Here is a 24110-nt window from a genome sequence, read left to right as displayed (position 1 = left end):
TTTGGCATCAAGCCTGCGGAATGATCAGCGTCCGATCCAGCGGCGCAACATCCGACTTCAATTTGTTAACCCGCTTAAGCTCGCTGACGCTGACACCATAACGCGCCGCGATGGATGACAGCGTATCACCACGAGTCACTTTATGTTTGCCCGGTTTGGTACTTTTGGCCTTGGTCTGAACCGATGCCGCCGCCTTTTTCCCGGCAGGGACCTTCAGACGCTGGCCGACCCAAACACCATCCTTTTTCAGCTTGTTCAGCTCACGTAACGCCGCCATGCTGGTGCCATAGCGGGTGGCAATACCGGAAAGCGTTTCCGCCCGCTGCACCACGTGGATCTGCGTTTTTCCCGTGCTGGCGCTGCTTCTGGCCGGGATGGTCACCGGCTCAGGCTGTCTGAGATCTTCTGTCGTGGAGTTAACCGCCGCTGCGACGTCCAGCGGACGGTTTTCCACCTTTGGGTCGGCTTGTAGCGGATGCGCCAGGAAATAACTGCGCAGGCCGTTGTGGATCGCCCGTGCAATTTTATCCTGATATGCGCTACTGCCCAGCAGTCGCTCCTCCGTGCTATTACTGATAAACCCGGTTTCCACCAACAAGGATGGAATATCCGGTGAACGCAGCACTCCCAGGCTCGCGTGTTCCGGACGGCGTTTGTGCAATGACCCTACAACCTGTAACTGCTGCAAGACTTTGACGGCTACGTCATAGCCGACACGCTGCGAATGGCCAAACTGCAAGTCCAGCACCGCCTGGCTCAGATAGGGGTCAGACTGGCTGTTAGCCAGCAAATCGCCCGCACCACCCAGCAGTTCGGACTGTTTCTCATGCTGTTCCAGCCAACCGGCCATTTCGCTGTTGGCCCGGCGATTAGACAACACCCACACCGAAGCCCCTTTGGCGCTGCGGTTAGGTGCGGCATCCGCATGAATGGAAACCAATATGTTGGCCCCCTGCTTACGCGCTACGTCAGAGCGGCCCATCACCGAAATAAAGTAATCTCCGTTGCGGGTCATTACCGCTTTGAACATCGGATCAGCATCCAAAAAGGCACGCAGGCGATGGGCAATGGCGATGGTGACGTTTTTCTCTTTCAGGCCATTTGGCCCGATAGCGCCAGGATCTTGCCCACCGTGGCCGGCGTCAATCGCCACCACCACCCTATCGCCAGAACCGGCAGACACCCGGCTGCTACGCGGGGTAATCCCGGTTGCCGTACCTGATACCGCTTCCGACTTGGTAGGGGTGAACGGATTTGAACTGCTCGAGGTTGCCGGCGCTTTACGCACAGGCTCGCTCACCACCGGTACCGGCGCGGGTACTGGAGCCTTGCGAACGGTGTTGGTTTTCGCGCTGGCCTCAGAGGTGATAGTAAACACCACGATGTGAGTATTACCTTGCTGTCGGGTGCTGGTGCGAGTTTTGGCGCGTTGGGTTAAATCAAACACCAAGCGAACGCTTTGCGCATCTTTCGGCTTACTGGAACGAATGCTTTTTAGCAGATTCTGGCCGCTGAAGTTCAACGGCAGACCGCCCACCTTGCCCGTTTGGTTAACATCCAGCACGACCCTATCCGGCCCATGCAGCGTGGCAAAGGAATAGTCAGGCGGACCGGTAAAGCTCACCGTAACTATCGCCTCCCGCTGGGCGTTGGTCACTTTGACATCGGAGAGAGACGACGCCGCCCAGGCACCAAACGGCCCCAGCAACGCCAGCAAGGCAATAACAGCAACTCTTTTTAACCCATACCTCATTGCTGCGTCATCCTTGTTGCCCCTGGATACGATCTAATAGCTGTTCGCCATAGGTAGAAACCGCCCGAAGCTGTGCCTGCCGCCCTTCGTCATGGTAACTGAGATGCAGTTCCAGATCGGGATCGGGCAGTACGCCGGTACCCTGCTGTGGCCATTCCACCAGGCAAATCGAGTCCTGGGCAAAATAGTCGCGGATGCCCATAAATTCGAGTTCTTCCGGGTCGGCCAGGCGATAAAGATCAAAGTGAAACACTGCCAGCGGGTGCAATGCATAAGGTTCTACCAGCGTATAGGTCGGGCTTTTTACATTGCCCTGATGGCCTAACGCCTGCAAAAAGCCGCGGCTGAAGGTGGTTTTACCGGCACCCAAATCGCCATAAAGATAAATCACGCTGGCACGATCGCACGCCTGGGCCAACACGGCACCCAGTGCGACTGTGGCTGCCTCATCCGGCAGCGGTAAAACGAGTTCTTTCATTCGATAATGTCTATTTTGCCAACTGGGGGTTAACGTAATGAGGGATCACCGGCAGCAGATCGGTGGCCAGTAATCCTCTTGTTCCTTGTTTTGCAGCAACATCGTCTGCCGCCGCGCCGTGCACTACACAGCCCGCGCAGGCAGCATCATACAGCGGCAGCTTTTGCGCCAGCAAACCACCAATGATGCCTGACAGCACATCTCCCATGCCACCGGACGCCATGCCCGCATTGCCAACGTCGGCGATCGCCATCTCTCCATGCTCATCGGCGATCAACGTGCCTGCGCCTTTCAGCACCACAACGCCGCCGTATTGCGCCGCTAGCCTGCGGGCTGCAAGTAAGCGATCACTCTCAATTTCAGCCGTGCGGCAGCTCAATAATCGTGCGGCTTCGCCAGGGTGCGGGGTAATGATACGATTCTGACGCTTCTCGGGGTGTAATGCCAGCAAGTTAAGCGCATCCGCATCCCATAAGGTTGGTTTATCACTAGCTTGCAGCTGTTTCAACGCATTATGGCCCCAATCACCCTGGCCAAGCCCCGGGCCAATCACCACCACATCGGCCCAGCACAACGCCTGTTGCAGGGTATCATCACTCAGGCGCTGTACCATCAATTCAGGCCGGGCGGTCAGCAGCGGTCCAATGTTCTCACTGTGAGTAAGTACTCGCACTAATCCGGCCCCGGCACGCAACGACGCTTCCGCTGCCATACGGATTGCTCCGCCAAAACCATGATCGCCGCCAATCAGTAACAAACGCCCATGCTCCCCTTTATGAGAACAAGGACGGCGAGGCTTCAGCCACCGGCCTAAATCGCCAGCCGTAAGCCGCTCAATCTGCGGGGGCTGCAATGCCAGCCAGTCCGTCAATCCTAGCGTACTGTAATGCAATTGCCCCACCCAATCGCGTGCCTGCCCGGTCAGCAACCCAGGCTTGAGAGCAATAAACGTCAGCGTGTGGGTTGCGCGGATAGTGGCTCCCGGCACGGCTCCGCTTCCAGCCAGCAGGCCAGAAGGGATATCCAGAGCAATCACTGGTGCATCGGATCGATTGGCCGCCTCGATCAGGGCATCATAAGGTGCTCTGGGGGCGGCCCCCAATCCGGTGCCTAACAAACCATCGATGATGAGATCAAAGTCCGCTGGCCAACGACTGTCTGAGGGGAGAACTTCACCGCCGCTTTGCAACCAGGCTTGCCGCGCAGTAGCGGCTTCTGACGGTAATGGACGAACTCCCTCGCAGGCAATCAGCGTTACCTTGATGCCCGCCGCACGGGCCAGATAAGCAACCACATAACCATCACCACCGTTATTGCCATGCCCACACAGTACCAGCCAATGCCGACTGGCCGGATACCGATCACACGCCAGTTCATAGGCCGCCGCACCGGCACGCTGCATTAACGAGTACAAAGAGAGGCCCAACGACGCGGCAGCAGCAGGTTCTGCCTGCCGGATCCAGTCTGCAGACCAAACAGAGTGTGGTAAACTGGAACGGTATTGTTTCTCACTATGGCCCGTCATGACACACCCCCTCGATCTCAATCAACTAGCCCAACATATCAAGCAATGGGGGCAATCGCTAGGATTCCAGCAGGTAGGGATCTGCGATACCGATCTCAGCGCGGAAGAACCCAGATTGCAGGCGTGGCTGGATAAGCAATACCACGGCGAGATGGAGTGGATGGCACGCCACGGCATGATGCGCGCACGGCCCCACGAATTATTGCCCGGTACTTTGCGGGTCATCAGCGTGCGCATGAACTACCTGCCTGCTAAAGCCGCGTTCGCCAGTACGTTACAAAATCCGGAGTTGGGCTACGTTAGCCGCTATGCGCTAGGGCGCGATTACCACAAACTGCTGCGCCAACGGCTAAAAAAACTCGGCGATCAAATCCAGGCTTACTGCGGCGAGCTGAATTTCCGCCCCTTTGTGGATTCGGCTCCCATCATGGAGCGGGCGCTGGCCTCGAAGGCGGGTATCGGTTGGGTTGGTAAACACTCACTGATCCTCAACCGTGAAGCGGGTTCCTGGTTCTTTCTTGGCGAGCTATTGATCGACCTGCCCCTGCCGGTGGATAAACCGCAAGCAGAGCAGTGTGGCCGCTGTGTGGCCTGCATCACCACTTGCCCAACCGGAGCCATCGTTGCCCCTTATACCGTTGATGCCCGCCGCTGCATCTCCTATCTGACCATCGAGCTGGAAGGCGCGATCCCAGAAGAGTTCCGGCCCCTGATGGGCAATCGCATCTATGGCTGCGACGATTGCCAACTGATTTGCCCGTGGAATCGCTTTTCGCAGTTGACGGATGAAGACGATTTCAGCCCACGCGCTGCACTGCATGCCCCGCACCTGATCGAACTGTTTGGCTGGAACGAAGAAAAGTTTCTCCGTATCACCGAAGGATCGGCTATCCGACGTATCGGCCATTTGCGTTGGTTGCGCAATATCGCGGTCGCCCTTGGCAATGCCCCTTATCTCGATCAGATCGTCCTCAGTTTACAGACAAGGCAAGGTCAGGATCCGATGTTGGACGAGCACATCAACTGGGCGCTGGCTCAACAACTGGCGCGTCGTGAAGCCTTGACCGTTGAAGTGCAGACTATGCAGAAAAAACGTTTAATTCGGGCAGTCGAGAAAGGATTACCGAGGGATGCTTAAAAAACCACCACAGCTACCCTGTGGATTTGTGCATAAAAATAAAAATGTGTTGTCTTTCAAGCCTCACAAAAAGAGCAAGTGATCGGGATAACGTTTTATAAGAAATAAATATTGATTTTTATCAACAAGATAAAAATTTTAATTGCGCGATGTTGCTTTTTTAAACTACGGGCATTATGTCCGTAAGCTGTGGATAACTCTGTTCACAACATTCGGTCCGGCCAGGTATAACCGAAAAGAAATCCGCGCCTAAAGCAGCGTAGAACTGACTTTATCCGAGGAAAACGAGTATGGGGATTTAACTATAGATGGTGCTTAAAAGGCCAAGGTTATTCATCGGTCCTCAGTCAGCGGGCTGATTCTAGACACATTCGACGCCGTTTTCAAGCTTGTTTTGCCTTACTTACGGCAATAGCTCGGCAGCCTGGCTATAACCTGATTGTCAACGTTAAGTATTCGACTATTCCCCCAGAAACAACTGTAGAACCCGACCATTTTCATGGTAACGAGGTAGCGATAAAACGTTCGAGATGTTTAGCGGACAGGCGTATTCACGTTGCAGAAAACTGAACGTATGAATGCTAATTTATGGGGTTTTGACGTTTTGATAAGAAGAAATTGGAGCGGGAAACGAGACTCGAACTCGCGACCCCGACCTTGGCAAGGTCGTGCTCTACCAACTGAGCTATTCCCGCATTGAGATGCTTGAGCATCCGGCCAACAATCAACAGCATGGCCTTTGAAATTTTTGGAGCGGGAAACGAGACTCGAACTCGCGACCCCGACCTTGGCAAGGTCGTGCTCTACCAACTGAGCTATTCCCGCGTCGCATGGTTACTACTTTAACTACTTTTTCTTCTTCATGCTACATCAGCAGCATTGTAGAATTTGGAGCGGGAAACGAGACTCGAACTCGCGACCCCGACCTTGGCAAGGTCGTGCTCTACCAACTGAGCTATTCCCGCCCGGCGTAACGATGGTGAATAGAATGAAATTCTTCATCGGTACGGGGTGCGCATTATACGAGAAATCCTTTCTGCTGCAAGCCCCTGAAAGCAAAAAAACGCGTTTTTTGTTTGATTGCTGTTTTAAACACCTAAATGATGGATTAAGCGCCAATTAAGGCGCTCAGGGGCACTACATGCATTACAACTGAATAAAATGTTCGCGGTAGTACGCCAGTTCCGCAACGGATTCGCGGATATCGTCCAACGCCTGGTGAGTCCCCTGCTTTTTGAAACCAGGCAAGATCTCCGGCTTCCAGCGGCGTGCCAGTTCTTTCAAGGTACTGACATCCAGATAACGATAATGGAAGTAGGCTTCCAACAGCGGCATATAGCGGAACAGGAAACGGCGATCCTGGCCCACGCTGTTGCCACAGATAGGGGATTTACCCGCAGGAACCCACGCTTGCAGGAAAGCAATGGTGGCCAACTCGGCGGCACGGTCATCATGCTGGCTGGCTTTGACCCGCTCCACCAGCCCGCTGCCGGTATGAGTCCGCACGTTCCAGTCATCCATCAGCGCCAGTTGCTCATCGGATTGATGCACTGCGATCACCGGTCCTTCGGCAAGGATATTCAAGTTGGCATCGGTCACCAACGTCGCAATCTCGATAATGCGATCGCGTTCAGGGTCCAACCCGGTCATCTCCAGATCGATCCAAATCAGGTTGTTTTCGTTTCCTGTCATGATTTTTCCTGCGTAAAAGCCGAAAGAATAAACGAACCACGGGCTTCCCCGTGGCCAATGCCAACGTGCGTGGCGGCTATATGCCCTATGGATTTCAAGCCGCAGCTAGGCGACAAGCTTAGTCATCCCCAGGAGCTTACTTTGGTAAGTGACTGGGGTGAGTAAGCGCAGGTAACAACGCTGCGGCTTGAAAGACGACGGGTATACAACGGTTATTTCATATAAAATAGTGTGTATCATAGCCTTTTTGCTCGCCCCGAGCGATAAATGCCGATTCAAGTGAGGCTCAGTGAGTAAGAACAAACTGTCCAAAGGTCAAGAACGCCGCGTACACGCCAACCATCAGCGTCGCCTGAAGCGCACTGACAAGAAGCCGGAGTTGGATGATTCCCAATTGGGCGAACCGCAAGACGGGATCGTTATCAGCCGCTTTGGCATGCATGCCGACGTTGAGGCCGCAGATGGCACCCAGCATCGCTGCAACATTCGCCGCACCCTACGCTCGCTGGTTACCGGCGATCGCGTGGTCTGGCGCCCCGGCGTAGGCACCCATGCAGGAGTTAAAGGCATCGTTGAGGCAGTGCACGAACGTACCTCGGTGCTGAACCGCCCGGATATCTACGACGGTGTTAAACCTATTGCCGCCAATATCGATCAGATCGTCATCGTTTCGGCCATTTTACCCGAACTTTCCCTCAATATGATCGATCGCTACCTGGTCGCCTGCGAAACGCTGGAAGTCGAGCCGCTGATCGTCCTCAACAAGGTCGATCTGCTGGATGCCGAAGCGCGCAAAACGGTCGACGGCATGATGGATATCTATCGTCATATCGGCTATCGAGTTCTGGAAGTCTCCAGCCAGACCCGTGAAGGGATGGAAGCCTTTGAGCAGGCGCTGGTCGGGCGTATCAGCATCTTTGCCGGGCAGTCCGGCGTGGGCAAGTCCAGCCTGTTGAATGCCCTGCTGCCACAGACAGAAAAGCAAATTCTGGTAAATCAGGTTTCCGACGTCTCCGGCCTGGGGCAACATACCACCACGGCAGCGCGGTTGTATCACTTCCAGCACGGTGGCGATGTGATCGACTCCCCTGGCGTACGTGAATTCGGCCTTTGGCACCTGGATCCTGAGCAGGTCACCCAGGCCTATGTCGAATTCCGTGACTATTTAGGCGGTTGTAAATTCCGCGACTGCCGTCACGACACCGATCCAGGCTGCGCCATTCGCGCCGCAATGGAAAGTGGCGCGATTGCCAAAGAGCGTTTCGACAACTATCACCGCATCCTGGAAAGTATGGCGCAGGTTAAAACCCGCAAAAACTTCCCGGACGCAACTAACTGATCCACCGTGCGGGTGTGCGCTCATCATCACACCCGCTCTGATATCCCCTTTTAAGAGGTTAATGTGCTGGATAGCATCAAAATTAAATTACAGTATTGGCTGCCAAAGCTGGCGTTAACCCGCCTGGCTGGCTGGGGCGCAGATAAACAAGCCGGTTGGCTGACAACGCTGGTGGTAAAAGCGTTCGCCCGCTATTACCGCGTTCAGATGCAGGAAGCACAGAACCCGGATTTGGCCTCCTATACCACGTTCAATGAGTTCTTCGTTCGCCCATTACGTGACGGCGCACGCCCGATCGTGGCGGAACCTCACGTGCTGGCACTGCCAGCAGATGGCGCTATCAGCCAGCTCGGTGCGATCCGCGACGATCAGATTTTCCAGGCCAAAGGCCATAACTACACGCTGGAAGCCCTGTTGGCAGGCAACTATCTGTTGGCGGAACCTTTCCGTAACGGCCTGTTCGCCACCACCTACCTGGCCCCAAGCGACTACCATCGCGTCCATATGCCTTGCGACGGCGTACTGCGCGAAATGATCTACGTACCGGGCGATCTGTTCTCGGTCAACCCGCTGACCGCCGCCAACGTACCAAACCTGTTTGCGCGCAATGAGCGGGTGATTTGCGTATTTGATACCGCCTTTGGGCCTATGGTGCAGATCCTGGTCGGTGCAACCATTGTCGGCAGCATCGAAACCGTCTGGGCCGGTACCGTCACGCCACCACGCGAAGGCATCATCCGCCGCTGGACCTACCCGGCCGCAGGTATGGAAGGTGCTATCCAACTGGTCAAAGGTGAAGAGATGGGCCGCTTCAAACTCGGTTCCACGGTCATCAACCTGTTCACTCCTGGCAGCGTGCAGTTCGCTCCACACCTGAACAACGGTACCGTGACCCGCATGGGCCAGGCTTTTGCCGAAACCGCGGCCGCGCCAGACGCAACCGTCACACCGCAGACCTAAGGGAATTGAAGCTGTGCGCCTGATTATCTCGTTATTGCTCAGCCTGCTACTGATCCAGCCGGTTCTGGCCGCCACGATCCCCAACGAGTCCCAGCTACGGCAAGAACTGAAGCTGGCCGAGGGCAATAAAAACGCGCCTAATCAGGCGGAAACGGTTGAGGCGCTGCAAAGCGCCCTCAACTGGCTCACCGAACGCAAAGAGTCGCAAAACAATTCCCAGCAGTATCAGCGGGTGATCGACGATTTCCCGAAGATGACGCAGGAACTGCGCCGTCAGCTCACCATCGAAGAAGCCAAAATCCTGCCCAACGGTGATAACCTGCCCGCCAGCGATCTGGAGCAGTTGATCCTGCAAACCAGCAGCCAACTGCTGGAACAGGCCCGCCTGCTGCAACAGGAGCAGGACCGAACGCGTGAGATCAGCGATTCTCTCAGCCAACTGCCACAGCAGCAAACCGAAGCCCGCCGCGCGTTAACGGAAGTGCAGCGCCGTTTGCAGGCACAAGGTAATAATCAGACCACGCCATTAGCGTTGGCGCAGCTTGCCGTGTTACAGGCCGAGGCGGCGGCACGTAAAGCGAAAGTGGATGAGCTGGAATTGGCTCAGCTTTCGGCCAATAACCGTCAGGAACTGGCGCGGATGCGCGCCGAAGTTTACAAGAAGCGCCACGAAAAAATTGATGTCCAGCTACAGGCACTGCGTAATAACCTCAATAGCCAACGCCAGCGTGAAGCAGAACTGGCGCTGGAAAAAACCGAGCAATTGGCCGAACAAAATGGCGATTTGCCCGCCAGCCTGCGCAAACAGTTGCAAATCAACCGTGAACTTTCTGCCGCATTGAACGATCAGGCGCAGCAGATGGAACTGATCTCTTCCCAACAACGCCGTGCTGCCGCACAAACGTTGCAGGTACGTCAGGCGTTGAGCACTATTATCGAGCAGTCCCAATGGCTGAGCGCCTCGACCGCTCTGGGGGAAACCCTGCGTGCCCAGGTTGCCATCCTGCCAGAGATGCCAAAGCCTCAGCAGTTGGACAGCGCCATGGCCGATCTGCGGGTACAGCGTCTGCGGTTTGAAAGCCAACTGGAAAGCCTGCCACAGCGAGCCAAAGAGTTTAAACAGGACGATGGTGCGCCACTGACCAATGCCCAACAGCGTATCGTCGATGCCCAGATTCGTACCCAGCGCGAACTACTGAATTCGTTACTGTCCGGCTGCGATACCCAGATCCTTGAGCTGACTAAACTGAAGGTGGCCAACACCCAGTTGGTCGAGGCGCTAAACGAAATACAGGATGCGGCACACCGTTATCTGTTCTGGGTGCCAGACATCAGCCCTATCACCCTGTCATACCCTCTGAACGTGGCGCAGGACCTTACCCGTGTGCTGTCATTGGATACCCTGACCCAGCTCAGCAGTGCCTTCGTAATGATGGTCACCAGCCGGGAAACCGTGATCCCATTGTTTGGTGCAGTGCTGTTGGTGATCTTCAGCATCAGTTCACGCAAGCATTACCATGCGTTCCTGGCACGGGCCAGCAGTAGAGTCGGCAAGGTTACGCAGGATGAGTTCATGCTGACGCTACGTACCGTATTTTGGTCGATCCTCGTGGCCTTGCCGTTGCCGGTATTGTGGGCGGCGCTGGGCTTTGGTTTGCAGAGTGCCTGGCCATATCCGGTGGCCGTCGCGATCGGTGAAGGTGTTACTGCCACGCTGCCGGTGCTGTGGGTCTGTATGATCAGCGCAGCCTTCGCCCATCCGCAAGGGCTGTTCATCGTCCATTTCCGCTGGCCGGCGAAGCAGGTTTCTCGCGCCATGCGTTATTATAAGATGTCGATCTGGCTGATCGTGCCGTTGATCATGGCACTGATCTCCTTCGACAATTTCAACGATCGCGAATTCTCCAATACCCTGGGCCGCCTATGCTTTATTCTGCTGTGTCTGGCGCTGGCGCTGGTCACCAACAGTTTGAAACGAGCCGGTATTCCGCTATATCTGGATAACAAAGGCTCCGGCGAGAATCTGATCAACACCGCGCTGTGGGGGCTGCTGCTTTCCGCACCGCTGATTGCAGCACTGGCTTCTGCCGTCGGCTATCTGACCACCGCACAAAAGCTGCTGGCGCGGCTGGAAACTTCAGTCGCCATCTGGTTCCTGCTGCTGGTGATTTACCACATTATCCGCCGCTGGATGCTGATCCAGCGCCGCCGCATCGCCTTTGACCGTGCCAAACAGCGCCGGGCCGATATCCTGGCGCAGCGTGCCAAAGGCGAAGACGAGTCTTCACATACGCCGAACAGCATCGAAGGCGCACTCGAAGTAGATGACACAGAAATCGATCTTGACGCCATCAGCGCCCAGTCATTGCGGCTGGTGCGCTCGATCCTGACGATGGTGGCCCTGGTCTCGGTGATCGTCCTGTGGTCCGAGATCCATTCAGCCTTCGGCTTCCTGGAAAATATCAAACTGTGGGATGTGACCTCCACGGTGAATGGTATCGATATCGCCCAGCCGATCACCATGGGAGCGGTGCTGATCGCCATCCTGGTGCTGATCGTCACCATGCAGTTGGTGCGTAACCTGCCTGCTTTGCTGGAGCTGGCGGTGTTGCAGCATCTGGATCTGACGCCGGGCACCGGCTATGCCATTACCACCATCACCAAGTATCTGTTGCTGCTATTCGGCGCGATCCTCAGCTTTGCCTGGATCGGTATTGAATGGTCGAAACTGCAATGGGTGGTTACCGCGCTCAGCGTGGGCTTGGGCTTTGGTATGCAGGAGATCTTCTCCAACTTTATCTCTGGCCTGATCATTCTGTTTGAGAAACCGATCCGCATCGGCGATACGGTCACCATCCGTAACCTGACGGGTACCGTCACCAAGATCAATACCCGCGCCACCACCATTTCAGACTGGGATCGTAAAGAGATCATCGTGCCCAACAAGGCATTTATCACCGAACAGTTTATCAACTGGTCGCTGTCGGATACGCTGACCCGTGTGGTGCTGACCGTACCGGCGCCGGCAGAGGCGAATACGGAAGAAGTGACCAAGATCCTGATCAACTCGGCGGAGCGTTGCTCACTGGTGCTCGATAACCCGGCACCGGAAGCTTATCTGGTCGATCTGCAACAGGGTATCCAGATCTTCGAGCTGCGTATCTACGCCGCCGAAATGGGCCACCGCATGCCGTTGCGCCATGAGATCCACCAGCTCATCCTGGCCGGTTACCGAGAGCACGGCATCACGCTGCCATACCCACCGTTCCAGGTGCGTACCGAGACGCTATCGCGCATGACCAGCAATGGCCGCACGCCAGCATCGACACCACCACGCAACACTCGTCGCGAGTCAGGCGGGTTATAAAAGCAAAAAGGGTTCGGCAAGCCGAACCCTTTTTCATTGATGCAACAAAGTTATGCCCGGCTAACCGGAAACGCGATCACTTCGCTCAGGCTATCAGCTCCTAACGCCAACATCACCAGACGATCGACCCCCAGCGCCACGCCAGCACACTCCGGCATACCATGCTTCAACGCATCCAGCAGGTTGTTATCAATCGGGTGCTCTGGCAGACCACGCGCCACACGTTTACGGTTGTCCTGCGTAAAGCGCTGACGTTGCTCATCGCCATCAGTCAATTCACGAAAACCGTTCGCCAGCTCAAGGCCTTTGAAATAAACCTCAAACCGCTCGGCAACACGGTGATCTTCCGTGCTGATTTCTGCCAGCGAGGCCTGTGAGGCCGGGAAGTGGTAAACAAATGCCGGTTTATCACGGCCGATATGCGGCTCAACGCCGACGGTGAACAGCAGTTGCAGCAAGGTATCGCGATCTTCTTCCGTATCAGCAATGTTGCTCAGATCGAGCTTGGCCGCCGCTTCACGCAGTTGCGCTTTTTCCGCCGACAGCGGATCGAGATCCAGATGACGCAGGAACGCCTGCTGATAGGACAGAGTTTCAGCACTATCGCAATCCAGTACCTGTTGCAGCAGATCGTCCACCTCGTTCATCAGGCGGTACATATCATAATGCGGGCGATACCATTCCAGCATGGTGAACTCAGGGTTGTGATGCCGCCCCGCTTCTTCATTACGGAAGCTGCGCCCCAGCTGATAGATCGGGCCGCTACCGGCCGCCAGCAGGCGCTTCATGTGGTATTCCGGGCTGGTCATCATGTACAGCGTCAGGCCATCTGCCGCGCCCGGGCCGACGAAACGCGTCTGGAACGGCACCAGGTGGATATCGGTGACCGTCGCCTGGCTCATGGCCGGGGTCTCAACCTCCAATACCCCACGATCGGCAAAGAAACGCCGGATCTCAGCCAGTATCGCTGCGCGCTTCAACAAATTGGCGATGGGTGCACTTGGCTGCCAGCTTGCCGTTTCGCTCATGGTAATTACTCCGAAATCAAACAGGGGGTGCAGTCTACTCGCATCCTCTCATGCAAACAAATCCTTGGCTATTGTGTGCGCTGGTCTACATTAAAATAATAAAAAACATATAAGCCATATAAACCACCGACAATCACGTTAATCAAAGTCGAAGGCGAGGCAACGCGTTCTTTTTGCAGGAATGCCTCTTGTGTCGCGGTTAAAAGACAAAACAATCGATCACATCAAATTTCTACTACTTAACTTTAGGTATAGTCATAACCCTATATTGAGTAGCAGTTATCTATCCTTAGTTTTTAGTCTAAAAAGTCGCTGAACAAACTTAGCACCCGAAGCATTTTTATAAATATTAAGCATAGATTATTAATTTGTCGTTTTAACAAGAATACTGGAGGAGTGCAGTGCAAACCTTTAACGCCGACCTAGCCATCATTGGTGCCGGGGGAGCTGGTTTACGGGCAGCCATAGCCGCCGCAGAAGCCAACCCCCAACTGAAAATCGCTCTGATATCAAAAGTTTATCCGATGCGTAGCCACACGGTAGCCGCCGAAGGGGGCTCCGCTGCAGTCACTCAGGATCACGACAGCTACGACTATCACTTCCAGGACACCGTAGCCGGTGGCGACTGGCTGTGTGAGCAGGACGTGGTCGATCACTTTGTTCACAGCTGCCCACGTGAAATGGCTCAGTTGGAGCAATGGGGCTGCCCTTGGAGCCGTAAACCGGACGGTTCAATCAACGTGCGCCGCTTTGGTGGCATGAAGATCGAGCGCACCTGGTTCGCCGCCGACAAGACCGGCTTCCACATGCTGCACACCCTGTTCCAGACCTCGCTGAAATACCCGCAAATCCAACGCTTCGACGAGCACTTCGTACTGGACGTGCTGGTAGATGATGGCCAGGCGCGCGGCGTGGTTGCCATGAACATGATGGAAGGCACTCGCGTGCAGATCCGTGCCAACGCGGTCATTATGGCCACCGGTGGTGCAGGCCGCGTTTATCGCTATAACACCAACGGCGGCATCGTCACCGGCGACGGTATGGGGATGGCGTTCCACCACGGCGTGCCACTGCGCGATATGGAGTTCGTGCAATATCACCCAACCGGCCTGCCTGGTTCTGGCATCCTGATGACCGAAGGCTGCCGCGGTGAAGGCGGTATTCTGGTTAACAAAGACGGCTACCGCTACCTGCAAGACTACGGCATGGGCCCGGAAACCCCGCTGGGCGAGCCAAAGAACAAATATATGGAGCTGGGCCCGCGTGACAAAGTATCGCAGGCTTTCTGGCACGAATGGCGTGCTGGCCGCACCATCGCCACACCGCGCGGCGACGTGGTCTATCTGGATCTGCGCCACCTGGGCGAGAAGAAACTGCTGGAACGTCTGCCGTTCATCTGTGAGCTGTCAAAAGCTTACGTGGGCGTCGATCCGGTCAAGGATCCGATCCCGGTACGCCCAACCGCGCACTACACCATGGGCGGTATCGAAACCGATCAGAACTGTGAAACCCGTATCAAAGGGCTGTTCGCCGTCGGCGAATGTTCCTCGGTTGGCCTGCACGGCGCAAACCGCCTGGGTTCCAACTCACTGGCTGAGCTGGTGGTGTTCGGGCGTGTGGCCGGTGAGCATGCAGCCCGCCGCGCACTGGAAAGCGGCCCAGCCAACGGCAGCGCCCTCGAAGCGCAAGGCCGCGACGTGGAAACCCGTCTCAGCAACCTGATGAAACAGGAAGGCAGCGAGAACTGGTCGAAGATCCGCGACGAAATGGGTCTGTCGATGGAAGAAGGCTGCGGTATCTACCGTACGCCGGAGCTGATGCAAAAAACCATCGACAAGTTGGCGGAGCTGAAAGAACGCTTCAAGCGCGTCAAAATCACCGACAACTCCAGCGTATTCAACACCGATCTGCTGTACACCATCGAGCTGGGTTATGGCCTGGACGTGGCCGAATGTATGGCGCACTCGGCCTTCAACCGTAAAGAATCACGTGGTGCCCACCAGCGTCTCGACGAAGGTTGCACCGAGCGTGACGACGTGAACTTCCTGAAACATACGCTGGCGTTCCATAACCCGAACGGTGCACCACGCCTGGAGTACAGCGACGTGAAAATTACCAAACTGCCACCGGCCAAGCGCGTTTACGGCGCAGCAGCCGAAGCGCAGGACAAAGAGAGAAAGGATAAGGAGCAGGCGAATGGCTGAGCTGAAAACCCTGAAAATCGAGGTCATGCGCTATAACCCGGAACGCGACGCCGAGCCGCATTTCGAGACCTTCAGCGTGCCTTACGATGAGCAGACTTCGCTGCTGGACGCACTGGGCTATATCAAAGATAACCTGGCGCCAGACCTGTCCTACCGCTGGTCGTGCCGTATGGCCATCTGTGGCTCTTGCGGCATGATGGTCAACCGCGTGCCGAAGCTGGCCTGTAAAACCTTCCTGCGTGAGTATACCGACGGCATGAAGGTTGAGGCGCTGGGTAACTTCCCGATCGAGCGCGATCTGGTGGTGGATATGACCCACTTCATCGAGAGCCTGGAAGCGATCAAGCCTTACATCATCGGCAACGATCGCAAGCCGGAAGATGGCCCGAACGTGCAAACCCCGGCGCAAATGGCGAAGTATCACCAGTTCTCCGGCTGCATCAACTGCGGCCTGTGCTACGCCGCTTGCCCACAGTTCGGCCTTAATCAGGAATTTATCGGCCCGGCAGCCATTACGCTGGCACACCGCTATAACCTGGATAACCGTGACCACGGCAAGAAACAGCGTATGCCGCTGCTTAACGGCCAGAACGGTGTCTGGTCCTGTACGTTTGTTGGCTACTGCTCTGAAGTCTGTCCAAAACACGTCGACCCGGCCGCTGCGATCCAGCAGGGCAAGGTTGAGAGTGCCAAAGACTTCATGATCGCAATGCTGAAACCGCAATAAGGGAGGGGAGACAGCAATGACAACACAACGTAAGCCCTATGTGCGTACCATGACGCCAACCTGGTGGCAAAAGCTGGGTTTCTACCGTTTCTATATGCTGCGTGAAGGCACCTCGGTGTTGGCGGTATGGTTCAGCATCGTGCTGATCTATGGCGTCTTTGCCCTGAAGAGTGGCCCTGAAAGCTGGACCGGATTTGTCGGCTTCCTGCAAAATCCGGTGGTGCTGTTGATTAACATCATCGCCCTGCTGGCCGCCGCGCTGCATACCAAAACCTGGTTCGATTTGGCACCGAAAGCCGCCAATATCGTAGTAAACAGCGAGAAAATGGGGCCGGAGCCGATCGTTAAGGCGCTGTGGGCAGTGACGATCGTCGTCACCGTGATCATTCTCGCCGTAGCGTTACTGTAATCCGGAGGAAACATGATAAATCAATCACCTAAGCGCTCAGACGAGCCAGTTTTCTGGGGATTATTTGGCGCGGGCGGTATGTGGGGCGCGATCGTTGCTCCGGCTATCGTGCTGCTGGTCGGCATTCTGCTGCCACTTGGCCTGTTCCCCGGCGAAGCTTTAGGTTATGACCGCGTGCTGGCGTTTTGCCAAAGCTGGATCGGCCGCCTGTTCCTGCTGCTGATGATCATTCTGCCATTGTGGTGCGGGCTACACCGTATCCACCATGCCATGCACGACCTGAAAGTCCATGTGCCTGCGGGCAAATGGGTATTCTACGGCCTGGCAGCCATCCTTAGCGTCGTAACCCTGATTGGGGTTGTGACCTTGTAAGACCCTGGCGGCCAGCTCCCGTTGGCCGCCTCCTTCCTCCCTCTTTCGGCTACACTGTTTATCTGAAACTGATAAACAGGAGTTACCCATGCGTTTCTGGTCAAAACTTTGCGTTATGTTATCCGCCCTGGCTTCCGTAGCCTGTAGCGTGACGCCCCCGAAGGACGTCAAGGTCGTCGACAACTTCGACGCCAAACGCTATCTAGGAACCTGGTATGAAATCGCGCGCCTGGATCACCGCTTTGAACGGGGGTTGGAACAGGTCACGGCCAATTACAGCCCGCGTGAAGATGGTGGTCTGAAAGTGATTAACCGGGGTTTTGATAGTAAAAAACAACAGTGGAAGGAAAGCGTAGGTAAGGCGTACTTTATCGGCTCACCGCAGACGGCCTCGCTGAAAGTCTCGTTCTTTGGCCCGTTCTATGGCGGCTATAACGTCATCGATCTCGATCCGCAGTACCGCTATGCCCTGGTGGCAGGCCCAAACAGAAACTATCTGTGGATACTGTCGCGCACGCCGACGATAGAAGCCGCCACGCGCGACAGGTTAGTGCAAATTGCCAAGGGCTACGGGTTTGATACCGCAGCACTGATTTGGGTAAATCAACAGCCCACTCACTGACTGCTGAATTTCAGCCCCAAAATACCCGCCACGATCAGGCACAAGCTAAGAATACGCATGATGTTGGTCGATTCACCGAGCAGGATCATGCCCATTACCGCTGCGCCCACCGCACCAATTCCGGTCCACACGGCGTAAGCCGTGCCCGCTGGCAGCGTTTTCATGGCGTGTGCCAGCAACACCATACTCACCACCATTGCGGCTACGGTAATCAAACTGGGGGTCAAACGGGTAAATCCGTGGGTATATTTCAGGCCAATAGCCCAGACGACCTCTAACAGGCCCGCAAAAAGCAAAATAATCCATGCCATGAAACTGGCTCCAGAACGGTGGGGTCGTCCCCAGACAACAGAAGCGCAGGCGGGTCGTCCCACTTGGCTGATTGAAGGCGAGGATTATATCAAACCAGACGATTAAATGGGTATTCCACGGAAGGGAAATTAAGCGTTGCCGTGGAATACCGTTGAACCCAAATGAAAATTACTGTGCGCTACGCTGGATTGCCTGACCACCAGCCTCAACATCTTTACCCACGCCTTCGGTAGTATTGCAGCCCACCAGCGATGAGAGGATCAACAAAGAGAAAATGGCGAAAATAGTTTTCTTCAGCATAAGATTACCCTTATTCGTTATTAGTGAAAAAGTGTAGCTCTCTAAGCGTAGTAAAAATCAGGAGGGTTGCCGGAATAAACGGATTTTTCTGCATCATCCGATTAATGGCGCTAATCGATATCAGCTGGCACCGCGGGAAATTGCGCCACCAAGGTGTTGCACGTCTTCGCCAAAACCACGGAAGGTATTGCAGCCGCTGAGGGACATCAGCAACAACAGAGAGATCACGACCAACAGCGTTTTCTTCATCATGCGGATCTGCCAACGTGTGACGGGAAAGGATAAAACAGAGGAACCACGGGGGTTCCTCTGTCTTGAAACTTATTTAACGCGGGAGACGTATTCGCCAGAGCGGGTGTCAACCTTGATCACTTCACCAATCTGCACGAACAATGGCACTTTAACCACTGCGCCAGTGCTCAGGGTAGCAGGTTTACCGCCGGTACCTGCGGTGTCACCTTTCAGGCCTGGATCGGTATCGGTGATTTCTGCTTCGATAAAGTTCGGTGGCAGCACAGCGATAGGACGGCCATCCCACAGGGTGACGATACATTCCGCATTGTCTTGCAGCCATTTAGCGACGTCAGAAACGGTTTTCTCTTCAACCTGATGCTGTTCAAAAGTCTCAGGGTGCATGAAGTGGTAGAACTCACCGTCGTTGTACAGGTAGTTCATGTTGGTATCTACCACGTCCGCGCCTTCGCAAGAGTCGGTAGATTTGAAGGTTTTCTCAACGCGGGTGCCGGTCAGCAGGCGACGCATTTTAACGCGAGCAAAAGCCTGGCCTTTGCCTGGTTTTACGAACTCGCTGGATTCGATAGCGTAAGGTTCGCCTTCGAACATGATTTTAAGACCCGGACGGAAATCGTTGCTAGAATAAGTCGCCATGATGGCCCTCTGAAAATTTAAACTGGTAGCTTAGCCAAAAAAATGGCACACATTATAACCCAAAACACGGCGCATAGAGAAGATTGGTTGCATCAACTCGCCGATGTTATTACCGACCCCGATGAATTACTGCAGCTTCTGTCACTAAACACGCACCCGGAACTGCCGCAGGGGCGCGATGCACGCCGCCTGTTTGCGCTACGCGTGCCGCGAGCCTTTGCCGCGCGTATGCAACCCGGTGATGCCAATGATCCGCTGCTGCGCCAGGTACTCACTGCCAGCGCAGAATTCATCAATGCCCCAGGCTTCACGACCGATCCGCTGGATGAACAGCGCAGCGTGGTGCCGGGGTTGCTGCATAAATATCGCAATCGTGCCCTGCTGCTGGTCAAAGGCGGCTGTGCGGTTAACTGCCGCTACTGTTTCCGCCGTCATTTCCCCTATCAGGAGAACCAGGGCAACAAGGCAAACTGGCTTCAAGCGGTGGAGTATATCCGTCAACACCCGGAACTGGATGAAATTATTTTCTCCGGTGGCGATCCGCTGATGGCCAAAGACCATGAACTGGATTGGCTGATCGGGGAACTGGAAGCTATCCCACATCTTAAACGCCTGCGTATTCATACCCGTTTACCGGTAGTAATACCAGCCCGTATCACCGCCACGCTGTGCCAACGCTTCTCGGCATCGCGCCTGCAGGTGCTGATGGTCACCCATATCAATCATGCCAACGAGATTGACCCGCCGCTGCGCGCCAGTATGGCCCAGCTGCGTAATGCAGGAGTGACGCTGCTGAACCAGAGCGTGCTGCTGCGGGGGATCAATGATGAGGCCGATACGCTGGCGGCGCTGAGCAACGCATTGTTTGATGCAGGGATCCTGCCCTATTACATCCATGTGTTGGATAAAGTGCAGGGGGCGGCGCATTTCATGGTCAGCGACGACGAGGCCCGGACAATCATGAAAAGCTTGCTCAGCAAGGTTTCCGGCTATCTGGTACCGCGCCTGACCCGAGAGGTCGGCGGTGAGCCAGGCAAAACCCCGTTGGATCTGCGCCTGACACAAAGTTGAGTCGCTGGCATAAATGCAAAAAGAGGAATGCCCAGGCATTCCTCTTTTGTCTTATACGGCTGCTTATGCCTGCGTTACGGGCACTTATACACCTGGCCGATCATTTTGCTGTCCAGCGGTGCAAAACTTGAAAGCAAGTTCTGGCTTGGGCTCGTCGCACCGTAAATTACGTTGCCACCCATTGCCGCGGCCTTGTTGCGCAGATCGTTGGCCGCGCCACGCATGGAACTGCCTTCACCACCGCTTCCGGACAACCAGTTGCTCTGAGTGCCGGTCACTTCGCCGACCAATTGGCATTCTGCCGCGGGCTTGGTATCGGTGAATTTGACCTGTTGACCTGCGGAGGTCAGTTCATTGGTGCTGCTGCACCCTGCCAGCAGCACCGCTGCCGAGAGACCCAGTAAGGCTTTAATCCGCATCTTGTTCCCCATATGATGTTGAGAATTACGCAAAAGCTTATCAGAAAGCGTTGCTATCTCTTAAGCATCCGTTGCCACCGGCCACTGGTGCCTGGTCAACGTCTTGAGCGACAGCTGATGAGCTATCAGTTTACACGCTTCACAGAAACGGTCTGCAAAAATATCTTCAAAATCAGCCCCCCTAGGTTCACTACTTGCATAACACGCCAGAAGCCGCCACTTTTCTGATAAAAAACCCGGCCAAAGCCTCAGGATGTCAGAAATCTTCGCTGGTATTAAGGGAGCAGATTCTGAAGGTTATCGCGATCTTTACATTTGGAAACATAAAGCACGCGGTAAATTAAGCAAAACAAAAAACGCTAGTGGGCCTCTCAACCATACTTTAATTTCTCTTTACCCTTTAGGCGTAGGTTGTCATGGTTGATTCAACTGATTTTGGCGAGAATGAGCATCATTTTTCCCGTGAGGGCTTGATAGCTATTTTCAACAAAAATGTGTCTGTTTATCCAGATCACCCAGCAATTATCACGTCGCAAAACGTCATTACTTATCATGAACTCGCTCGACAAGCAGAGGCTTTAGCTGGGTATCTTCAGCAAAAAGGGGTTCGTGAAGAAATGCCTGTGGGCATACTGATGGAACCGGGTATTGAGCAGATAATCTGCCAACTGGCGATAATGGGTGCCGGTGGAAGTTGCGTTCCACTGGACCCGGCGATGCCGGATGACAGAATCAATTTTATGCTCGAAGATGTCCACGCCACCCTGACTATCTCCAACGAAGCATCTCGGCGTCGTGCGCTTTACTCACCCGTGCTTGTTCTTGAACCGGCACTTTTACAGCCTTCTGACATTACAGGCTCAGTCGCCAGCGCTACGGGGAACACCCATCGTAGCCATATACTTTTCACTTCAGGAACAACGGGTCGCCCTAAAGCCGTTGAAATTGAAGCAAAGGGGATTATCCGTTTGACGGCCAATCCGCACTATATTCAGTTACGGCAGACCGACAGAATCAGTAGCAGTTCTAATCCGACATTTGATGCATCCCTGTTTGAAATATGGGCAGCCCTGCTAAATGGAGCCACTCTGGTAATTCTTGCTAAAAAGACGATTGTTGACCCCTATGAGCTGGAAGAGGCGATCGAGCATTTTTCGATTGATGTCATGTTTTTGACTACGGCTCTGTTCCATCTTGTGGCCAGCATCCGTCCTCACGCTTTTCATGCCTTGCGCTATTTAGTGGTCGGCGGCGAAACTCTGAACCCTTTTTTCCTGCGTCAGGTGTTGGACGCAGGAGGACCACAACGTTTTATTAATGCTTATGGTCCGACCGAGGGCACGACATTGACGTTGACACATGTGCTCAGCCATCTGGATGTCATGGGGGACAATATCCCGTTAGGCAAACCTATCGATCAGACACAAGCATTTATTCTCGATGACAAATTTCAACGAGTTCCGGCTGGCAAAATGGGCCGGATTTACATTAGCGGAGAAGGATTGGCGCGGGGCTACTGGCAGCGACCGGAATTAAACCGTGAGCGTTTCATCACGATCGATGTTTTTAATGATAATCAGCCAATACGTTTGTACGATACGGGGGATTCTGGTTGGCAACGGGATGATGGCGCTTTCATGTTTGCTGGCCGAACGGATAATCAGATTAAAATACGTGGTCATCGGATCGAGACCGAAGAGATCGAAGCGCAACTGCTGGAAAGCCAGTTACTGCATGCCGCAGCGGTTTGTGTGATCAGAAAGGATAATACAGAGCCGTACCTGGTCGCTTTTGTGGTGCCGAACCAGCCCGGCGATAGCGTTCTGGCAGAGGTCAAAACCTGGTTGGCAAAAAAATTACCCGAATATATGCGCCCTCGCTTGTCATTGGTCGAAAGTCTGCCGTTCACGTTTAACGGAAAAATTGATCGGGCAAAGCTCCTCGCTGATTTCGCCAGATCCTCCATTCAGCCACTTTCATCTCCACTCATCGTAGGAGATGTTAATCCTGAAATGATGGTTTTAGAGACCTGGCGACGAGTGCTTGACGATCCGACGGTCACCATAGACGATGATTTCTTTCAGTCTGGAGGTAATTCCCTTCAGGCCGCCAGACTGATTGTTGAGATCGGGCGGCAAACAGGTCAGCGTCTCTCGGTCCAGAATTTGTATGATGCGCCGACGCCGCAAAGCCTGATTAAGTTACTTGAACGCAGCGATCAGAAGCAGGAAGATATTACGTCAGTGCTGCTTAATGATGGCAAGCTGCCCGATGATATCTGGCCATTGCCTTCATCATCACCGGCAGAAATCGCTGTTGCCCCACAGGCAGGAAATGTCTTGCTGACCGGTGCGACAGGTTTTCTCGGCGCCTTTTTATTGCGCGATCTGTTAATGAAACCTGATGTTCGCCGTGTCATTTGTTTGGTTCGTGCAAGTGATAATCAACATGCTTTGCTGCGGGTGCAGAGCAACCTGCAGCAGTATGGTTTGTGGCAGGACGATTTTTATCCTCGTCTAGAAGCCTTTGCCAGCGATTTGGCAAAACCCTTGCTGGCACTTGACGGGCCGCTATACGAACAGATGGCGAGAGAATGTGACATCATTTTCCATCTGGCTGCACATGTTAATTACATCCAGCCCTATTGCGCCCACTATTCGGGGAATATTACCGCCACCGAAAATATTTTGCGTTTTGCCGTCAGTGAGAAAGCCAAGCCTCTTCATTATGTTTCCACCATTGCCATCTTTGGCCCAGCAGGATTACTGTCGCATCGTACGCGTATTTATGAAAATGACGATATTTTTCCTTATCTGGCAGGGCTGAAATATGACTCGGGCTACTCACAAAGCCAGTGGGTCGTGGAGCGAATTATATGGCAGGCCAGAGACAGAGGGATCCCACTGGCTGTCTATCGCCCCGGCTTTATTATGGGGGACAGCGCTAGCGGGGCGGGTAATCCTAAAGATTTCGTTGCGCGTTTGATCAAAGGGTGCGTACAAGTTGGAGCTTATCCGCAGTTACCCAATCAGCGTAAAGAATTTATTCCCGTCGATTATGTCAGCCGGGCCTTACTTAATCTCGCTTTGGGTGAGAATAATTTAGGCAAGGCCTTTCACCTGGTGCCACCTGACAGCACCCAGTCCACCGATCTAGATTCATTTTTTGAGCTGATAAACCTCAATGGTTTTAACCTGCAACCGGTCAGTTATCCGGAGTGGATTTCTCGCCTGGAAAATGATGAAAATCTTGCCAGTAATCCGCTAATGCCGCTCGTGCCCATGTTGTCTGAGGCCGTATATGGGGAGCTCACACGCTGGCAAGTGTATGAAAACATGCCAACTTATGACGCGCAAAATGCGCAGAACGGGCAGATGAAGAGCCAGCACCCACTCTCTTTTTCAGTTATGGAGGTTAGCCTGTTGGGTCGCTACCTTGACTACTGGCGACGTACAGGTTACCTGACGTAATGGGGGCGTTCTATGGCTCTGTCGCATTAGAGGCAT

Annotated in this window: 21 protein-coding genes and 3 tRNA genes; 11 read left to right on the top strand and 13 right to left on the bottom strand. The window is 54.4% G+C overall.

All coding sequences use genetic code 11. The features are described 5' to 3' along the window. Positions 1 to 7: 7 nt before the first annotated feature. From amiB to nnr, 3 genes are read right to left on the bottom strand one after another with little or no spacing between them, the layout of a single operon-like run. The gene (amiB, locus tag ACRDCA_RS09195; RefSeq protein ID WP_438689253.1) at positions 8 to 1753 is read right to left on the bottom strand and encodes an N-acetylmuramoyl-L-alanine amidase AmiB; all 1746 of its coding nucleotides are present in this window, start codon (positions 1751 to 1753) and stop codon (positions 8 to 10) included. Positions 1754 to 1760: 7 nt separating this feature from the next. Then, on the bottom strand, positions 1761 to 2231 hold the full coding sequence (gene tsaE, locus ACRDCA_RS09190) for a tRNA (adenosine(37)-N6)-threonylcarbamoyltransferase complex ATPase subunit type 1 TsaE (RefSeq protein WP_438689252.1): 471 nt from the start codon (positions 2229 to 2231) through the stop codon (positions 1761 to 1763). A gap of 10 nt (positions 2232 to 2241) precedes the next feature. Then, positions 2242 to 3756, bottom strand: coding sequence for a bifunctional ADP-dependent NAD(P)H-hydrate dehydratase/NAD(P)H-hydrate epimerase (nnr, locus tag ACRDCA_RS09185; RefSeq protein WP_438689251.1), 1515 nt, complete (start codon positions 3754 to 3756; stop codon positions 2242 to 2244). Between nnr and queG the strand changes: the two genes are divergently transcribed. Next, positions 3755 to 4894: a tRNA epoxyqueuosine(34) reductase QueG gene (gene queG / locus ACRDCA_RS09180; protein ID WP_438689250.1), complete on the top strand. Its 1140-nt coding sequence runs from the start codon at positions 3755 to 3757 to the stop codon at positions 4892 to 4894. The two genes, nnr and queG, sit on opposite strands and share 2 nt — an antisense overlap. Positions 4895 to 5513: 619 nt before the next feature. Here queG and ACRDCA_RS09175 read toward each other — a convergent pair. From ACRDCA_RS09175 to orn, 4 genes are all read right to left on the bottom strand, one after another. Further along, positions 5514 to 5589, bottom strand: a tRNA-Gly gene (locus ACRDCA_RS09175). Between the two features lie 54 nt (positions 5590 to 5643). Next, positions 5644 to 5719, bottom strand: a tRNA-Gly gene (locus ACRDCA_RS09170). Between the two features lie 64 nt (positions 5720 to 5783). Continuing rightward, positions 5784 to 5859: transfer RNA gene (locus tag ACRDCA_RS09165), tRNA-Gly, on the bottom strand. A 181-nt stretch (positions 5860 to 6040) separates the two neighbouring features. Continuing rightward, a complete protein-coding gene (orn, locus tag ACRDCA_RS09160) occupies positions 6041 to 6586 on the bottom strand; it encodes an oligoribonuclease (RefSeq protein ID WP_024530195.1) in 546 nt (181 codons plus the stop codon). 289 nt (positions 6587 to 6875) lie between these two features. On the opposite strand from orn, the gene rsgA reads away from it, so the two are divergent. The 3 genes from rsgA (at position 6876) to mscM (ending at position 12252) form a co-directional block, all read left to right on the top strand. Next, positions 6876 to 7925: a small ribosomal subunit biogenesis GTPase RsgA gene (rsgA, locus tag ACRDCA_RS09155; RefSeq protein ID WP_438689249.1), complete on the top strand. Its 1050-nt coding sequence runs from the start codon at positions 6876 to 6878 to the stop codon at positions 7923 to 7925. Between the two features lie 63 nt (positions 7926 to 7988). Further along, entirely contained in the window at positions 7989 to 8885 is an 897-nt protein-coding gene (gene asd, locus ACRDCA_RS09150; protein ID WP_438689248.1) for an archaetidylserine decarboxylase, read from the top strand. Between the two features lie 13 nt (positions 8886 to 8898). Further along, the gene (mscM, locus tag ACRDCA_RS09145) at positions 8899 to 12252 is read left to right on the top strand and encodes a miniconductance mechanosensitive channel MscM (protein WP_438689247.1); all 3354 of its coding nucleotides are present in this window, start codon (positions 8899 to 8901) and stop codon (positions 12250 to 12252) included. Positions 12253 to 12302: 50 nt separating this feature from the next. Here the strand turns inward: mscM and epmA are convergent, their stop codons facing one another. Beyond that, the gene (gene epmA / locus ACRDCA_RS09140; protein WP_438689246.1) at positions 12303 to 13280 is read right to left on the bottom strand and encodes an elongation factor P--(R)-beta-lysine ligase; all 978 of its coding nucleotides are present in this window, start codon (positions 13278 to 13280) and stop codon (positions 12303 to 12305) included. Between the two features lie 401 nt (positions 13281 to 13681). Between epmA and frdA the strand changes: the two genes are divergently transcribed. The 5 genes from frdA to blc all read left to right on the top strand — a co-directional run bounded on the left by frdA (position 13682) and on the right by blc (position 17614). After that, complete coding sequence (frdA, locus tag ACRDCA_RS09135) at positions 13682 to 15484, top strand: fumarate reductase (quinol) flavoprotein subunit (protein ID WP_025122319.1); 1803 nt, start codon at positions 13682 to 13684, stop codon at positions 15482 to 15484. After that, positions 15477 to 16211 carry a succinate dehydrogenase/fumarate reductase iron-sulfur subunit gene (locus tag ACRDCA_RS09130; RefSeq protein WP_024484774.1) on the top strand — a complete coding sequence of 245 codons (735 nt, stop codon included), beginning with the start codon at positions 15477 to 15479 and terminating at the stop codon, positions 16209 to 16211. The genes frdA and ACRDCA_RS09130 overlap by 8 nt, the downstream gene beginning before the upstream one ends. Before the next feature lie 16 nt (positions 16212 to 16227). Next, on the top strand, positions 16228 to 16620 hold the full coding sequence (gene frdC, locus ACRDCA_RS09125) for a fumarate reductase subunit FrdC (RefSeq protein ID WP_438689245.1): 393 nt from the start codon (positions 16228 to 16230) through the stop codon (positions 16618 to 16620). Positions 16621 to 16632: 12 nt separating this feature from the next. After that, a complete protein-coding gene (gene frdD / locus ACRDCA_RS09120; protein WP_025122321.1) occupies positions 16633 to 16992 on the top strand; it encodes a fumarate reductase subunit FrdD in 360 nt (119 codons plus the stop codon). Between the two features lie 88 nt (positions 16993 to 17080). Then, entirely contained in the window at positions 17081 to 17614 is a 534-nt protein-coding gene (gene blc / locus ACRDCA_RS09115; RefSeq protein WP_438689244.1) for an outer membrane lipoprotein Blc, read from the top strand. On the opposite strand, the gene sugE is transcribed toward blc, so the two are convergent. The 4 genes from sugE to efp all read right to left on the bottom strand — a co-directional run bounded on the left by sugE (position 17608) and on the right by efp (position 19114). Next, a complete protein-coding gene (gene sugE / locus ACRDCA_RS09110; protein ID WP_025122323.1) occupies positions 17608 to 17925 on the bottom strand; it encodes a quaternary ammonium compound efflux SMR transporter SugE in 318 nt (105 codons plus the stop codon). The genes blc and sugE overlap by 7 nt on opposite strands. A 169-nt stretch (positions 17926 to 18094) precedes the next feature. After that, a complete protein-coding gene (locus ACRDCA_RS09105; RefSeq protein WP_021807577.1) occupies positions 18095 to 18226 on the bottom strand; it encodes an entericidin A/B family lipoprotein in 132 nt (43 codons plus the stop codon). Between the two features lie 120 nt (positions 18227 to 18346). Beyond that, entirely contained in the window at positions 18347 to 18478 is a 132-nt protein-coding gene (locus tag ACRDCA_RS09100; RefSeq protein WP_438689243.1) for an entericidin A/B family lipoprotein, read from the bottom strand. 69 nt (positions 18479 to 18547) lie between these two features. Then, positions 18548 to 19114, bottom strand: a complete 567-nt coding sequence (gene efp / locus ACRDCA_RS09095; protein WP_025122325.1) for an elongation factor P — start codon at positions 19112 to 19114, stop codon at positions 18548 to 18550. 42 nt (positions 19115 to 19156) lie between these two features. Between efp and epmB the strand changes: the two genes are divergently transcribed. Continuing rightward, complete coding sequence (gene epmB / locus ACRDCA_RS09090; protein ID WP_438689242.1) at positions 19157 to 20185, top strand: EF-P beta-lysylation protein EpmB; 1029 nt, start codon at positions 19157 to 19159, stop codon at positions 20183 to 20185. 74 nt (positions 20186 to 20259) lie between these two features. On the opposite strand, the gene ACRDCA_RS09085 is transcribed toward epmB, so the two are convergent. Further along, positions 20260 to 20604: a DUF4156 domain-containing protein gene (locus ACRDCA_RS09085; protein ID WP_025122327.1), complete on the bottom strand. Its 345-nt coding sequence runs from the start codon at positions 20602 to 20604 to the stop codon at positions 20260 to 20262. 416 nt (positions 20605 to 21020) lie between these two features. Here ACRDCA_RS09085 and ACRDCA_RS09080 point away from each other — a divergent pair, with 416 nt between their 5' ends. Beyond that, positions 21021 to 24074: an amino acid adenylation domain-containing protein gene (locus ACRDCA_RS09080; protein WP_438689241.1), complete on the top strand. Its 3054-nt coding sequence runs from the start codon at positions 21021 to 21023 to the stop codon at positions 24072 to 24074. The last annotated feature ends 36 nt before the right edge of the window (positions 24075 to 24110 follow it).

The organism is Serratia sp. (in: enterobacteria) (assembly GCF_051654945.1).
GTDB lineage: Bacteria > Pseudomonadota > Gammaproteobacteria > Enterobacterales > Enterobacteriaceae > Chania.
This window is presented reverse-complemented; position numbering and strand designations above follow the sequence as displayed.

Bases quoted from the DNA above. Each gene is read 5' to 3' on its own strand.
- sugE (WP_025122323.1), bottom strand. From the start codon at position 17,925: ATGGCATGGATTATTTTGCTTTTTGCGGGCCTGTTAGAGGTCGTCTGG.
- orn (WP_024530195.1), bottom strand. From the start codon at position 6,586: ATGACAGGAAACGAAAACAACCTGATTTGGATCGATCTGGAGATGACC.
- blc (WP_438689244.1), top strand. From the start codon at position 17,081: ATGCGTTTCTGGTCAAAACTTTGCGTTATGTTATCCGCCCTGGCTTCC.
- frdC (WP_438689245.1), top strand. From the start codon at position 16,228: ATGACAACACAACGTAAGCCCTATGTGCGTACCATGACGCCAACCTGG.
- ACRDCA_RS09085 (WP_025122327.1), bottom strand. From the start codon at position 20,604: ATGCGGATTAAAGCCTTACTGGGTCTCTCGGCAGCGGTGCTGCTGGCA.
- tsaE (WP_438689252.1), bottom strand. From the start codon at position 2,231: ATGAAAGAACTCGTTTTACCGCTGCCGGATGAGGCAGCCACAGTCGCA.
- ACRDCA_RS09105 (WP_021807577.1), bottom strand. From the start codon at position 18,226: ATGCTGAAGAAAACTATTTTCGCCATTTTCTCTTTGTTGATCCTCTCA.
- amiB (WP_438689253.1), bottom strand. From the start codon at position 1,753: ATGAGGTATGGGTTAAAAAGAGTTGCTGTTATTGCCTTGCTGGCGTTG.
- frdD (WP_025122321.1), top strand. From the start codon at position 16,633: ATGATAAATCAATCACCTAAGCGCTCAGACGAGCCAGTTTTCTGGGGA.
- queG (WP_438689250.1), top strand. From the start codon at position 3,755: ATGACACACCCCCTCGATCTCAATCAACTAGCCCAACATATCAAGCAA.
- epmA (WP_438689246.1), bottom strand. From the start codon at position 13,280: ATGAGCGAAACGGCAAGCTGGCAGCCAAGTGCACCCATCGCCAATTTG.
- ACRDCA_RS09130 (WP_024484774.1), top strand. From the start codon at position 15,477: ATGGCTGAGCTGAAAACCCTGAAAATCGAGGTCATGCGCTATAACCCG.
- nnr (WP_438689251.1), bottom strand. From the start codon at position 3,756: ATGACGGGCCATAGTGAGAAACAATACCGTTCCAGTTTACCACACTCT.
- ACRDCA_RS09100 (WP_438689243.1), bottom strand. From the start codon at position 18,478: ATGATGAAGAAAACGCTGTTGGTCGTGATCTCTCTGTTGTTGCTGATG.
- efp (WP_025122325.1), bottom strand. From the start codon at position 19,114: ATGGCGACTTATTCTAGCAACGATTTCCGTCCGGGTCTTAAAATCATG.
- ACRDCA_RS09080 (WP_438689241.1), top strand. From the start codon at position 21,021: ATGGTTGATTCAACTGATTTTGGCGAGAATGAGCATCATTTTTCCCGT.
- epmB (WP_438689242.1), top strand. From the start codon at position 19,157: ATGGCACACATTATAACCCAAAACACGGCGCATAGAGAAGATTGGTTG.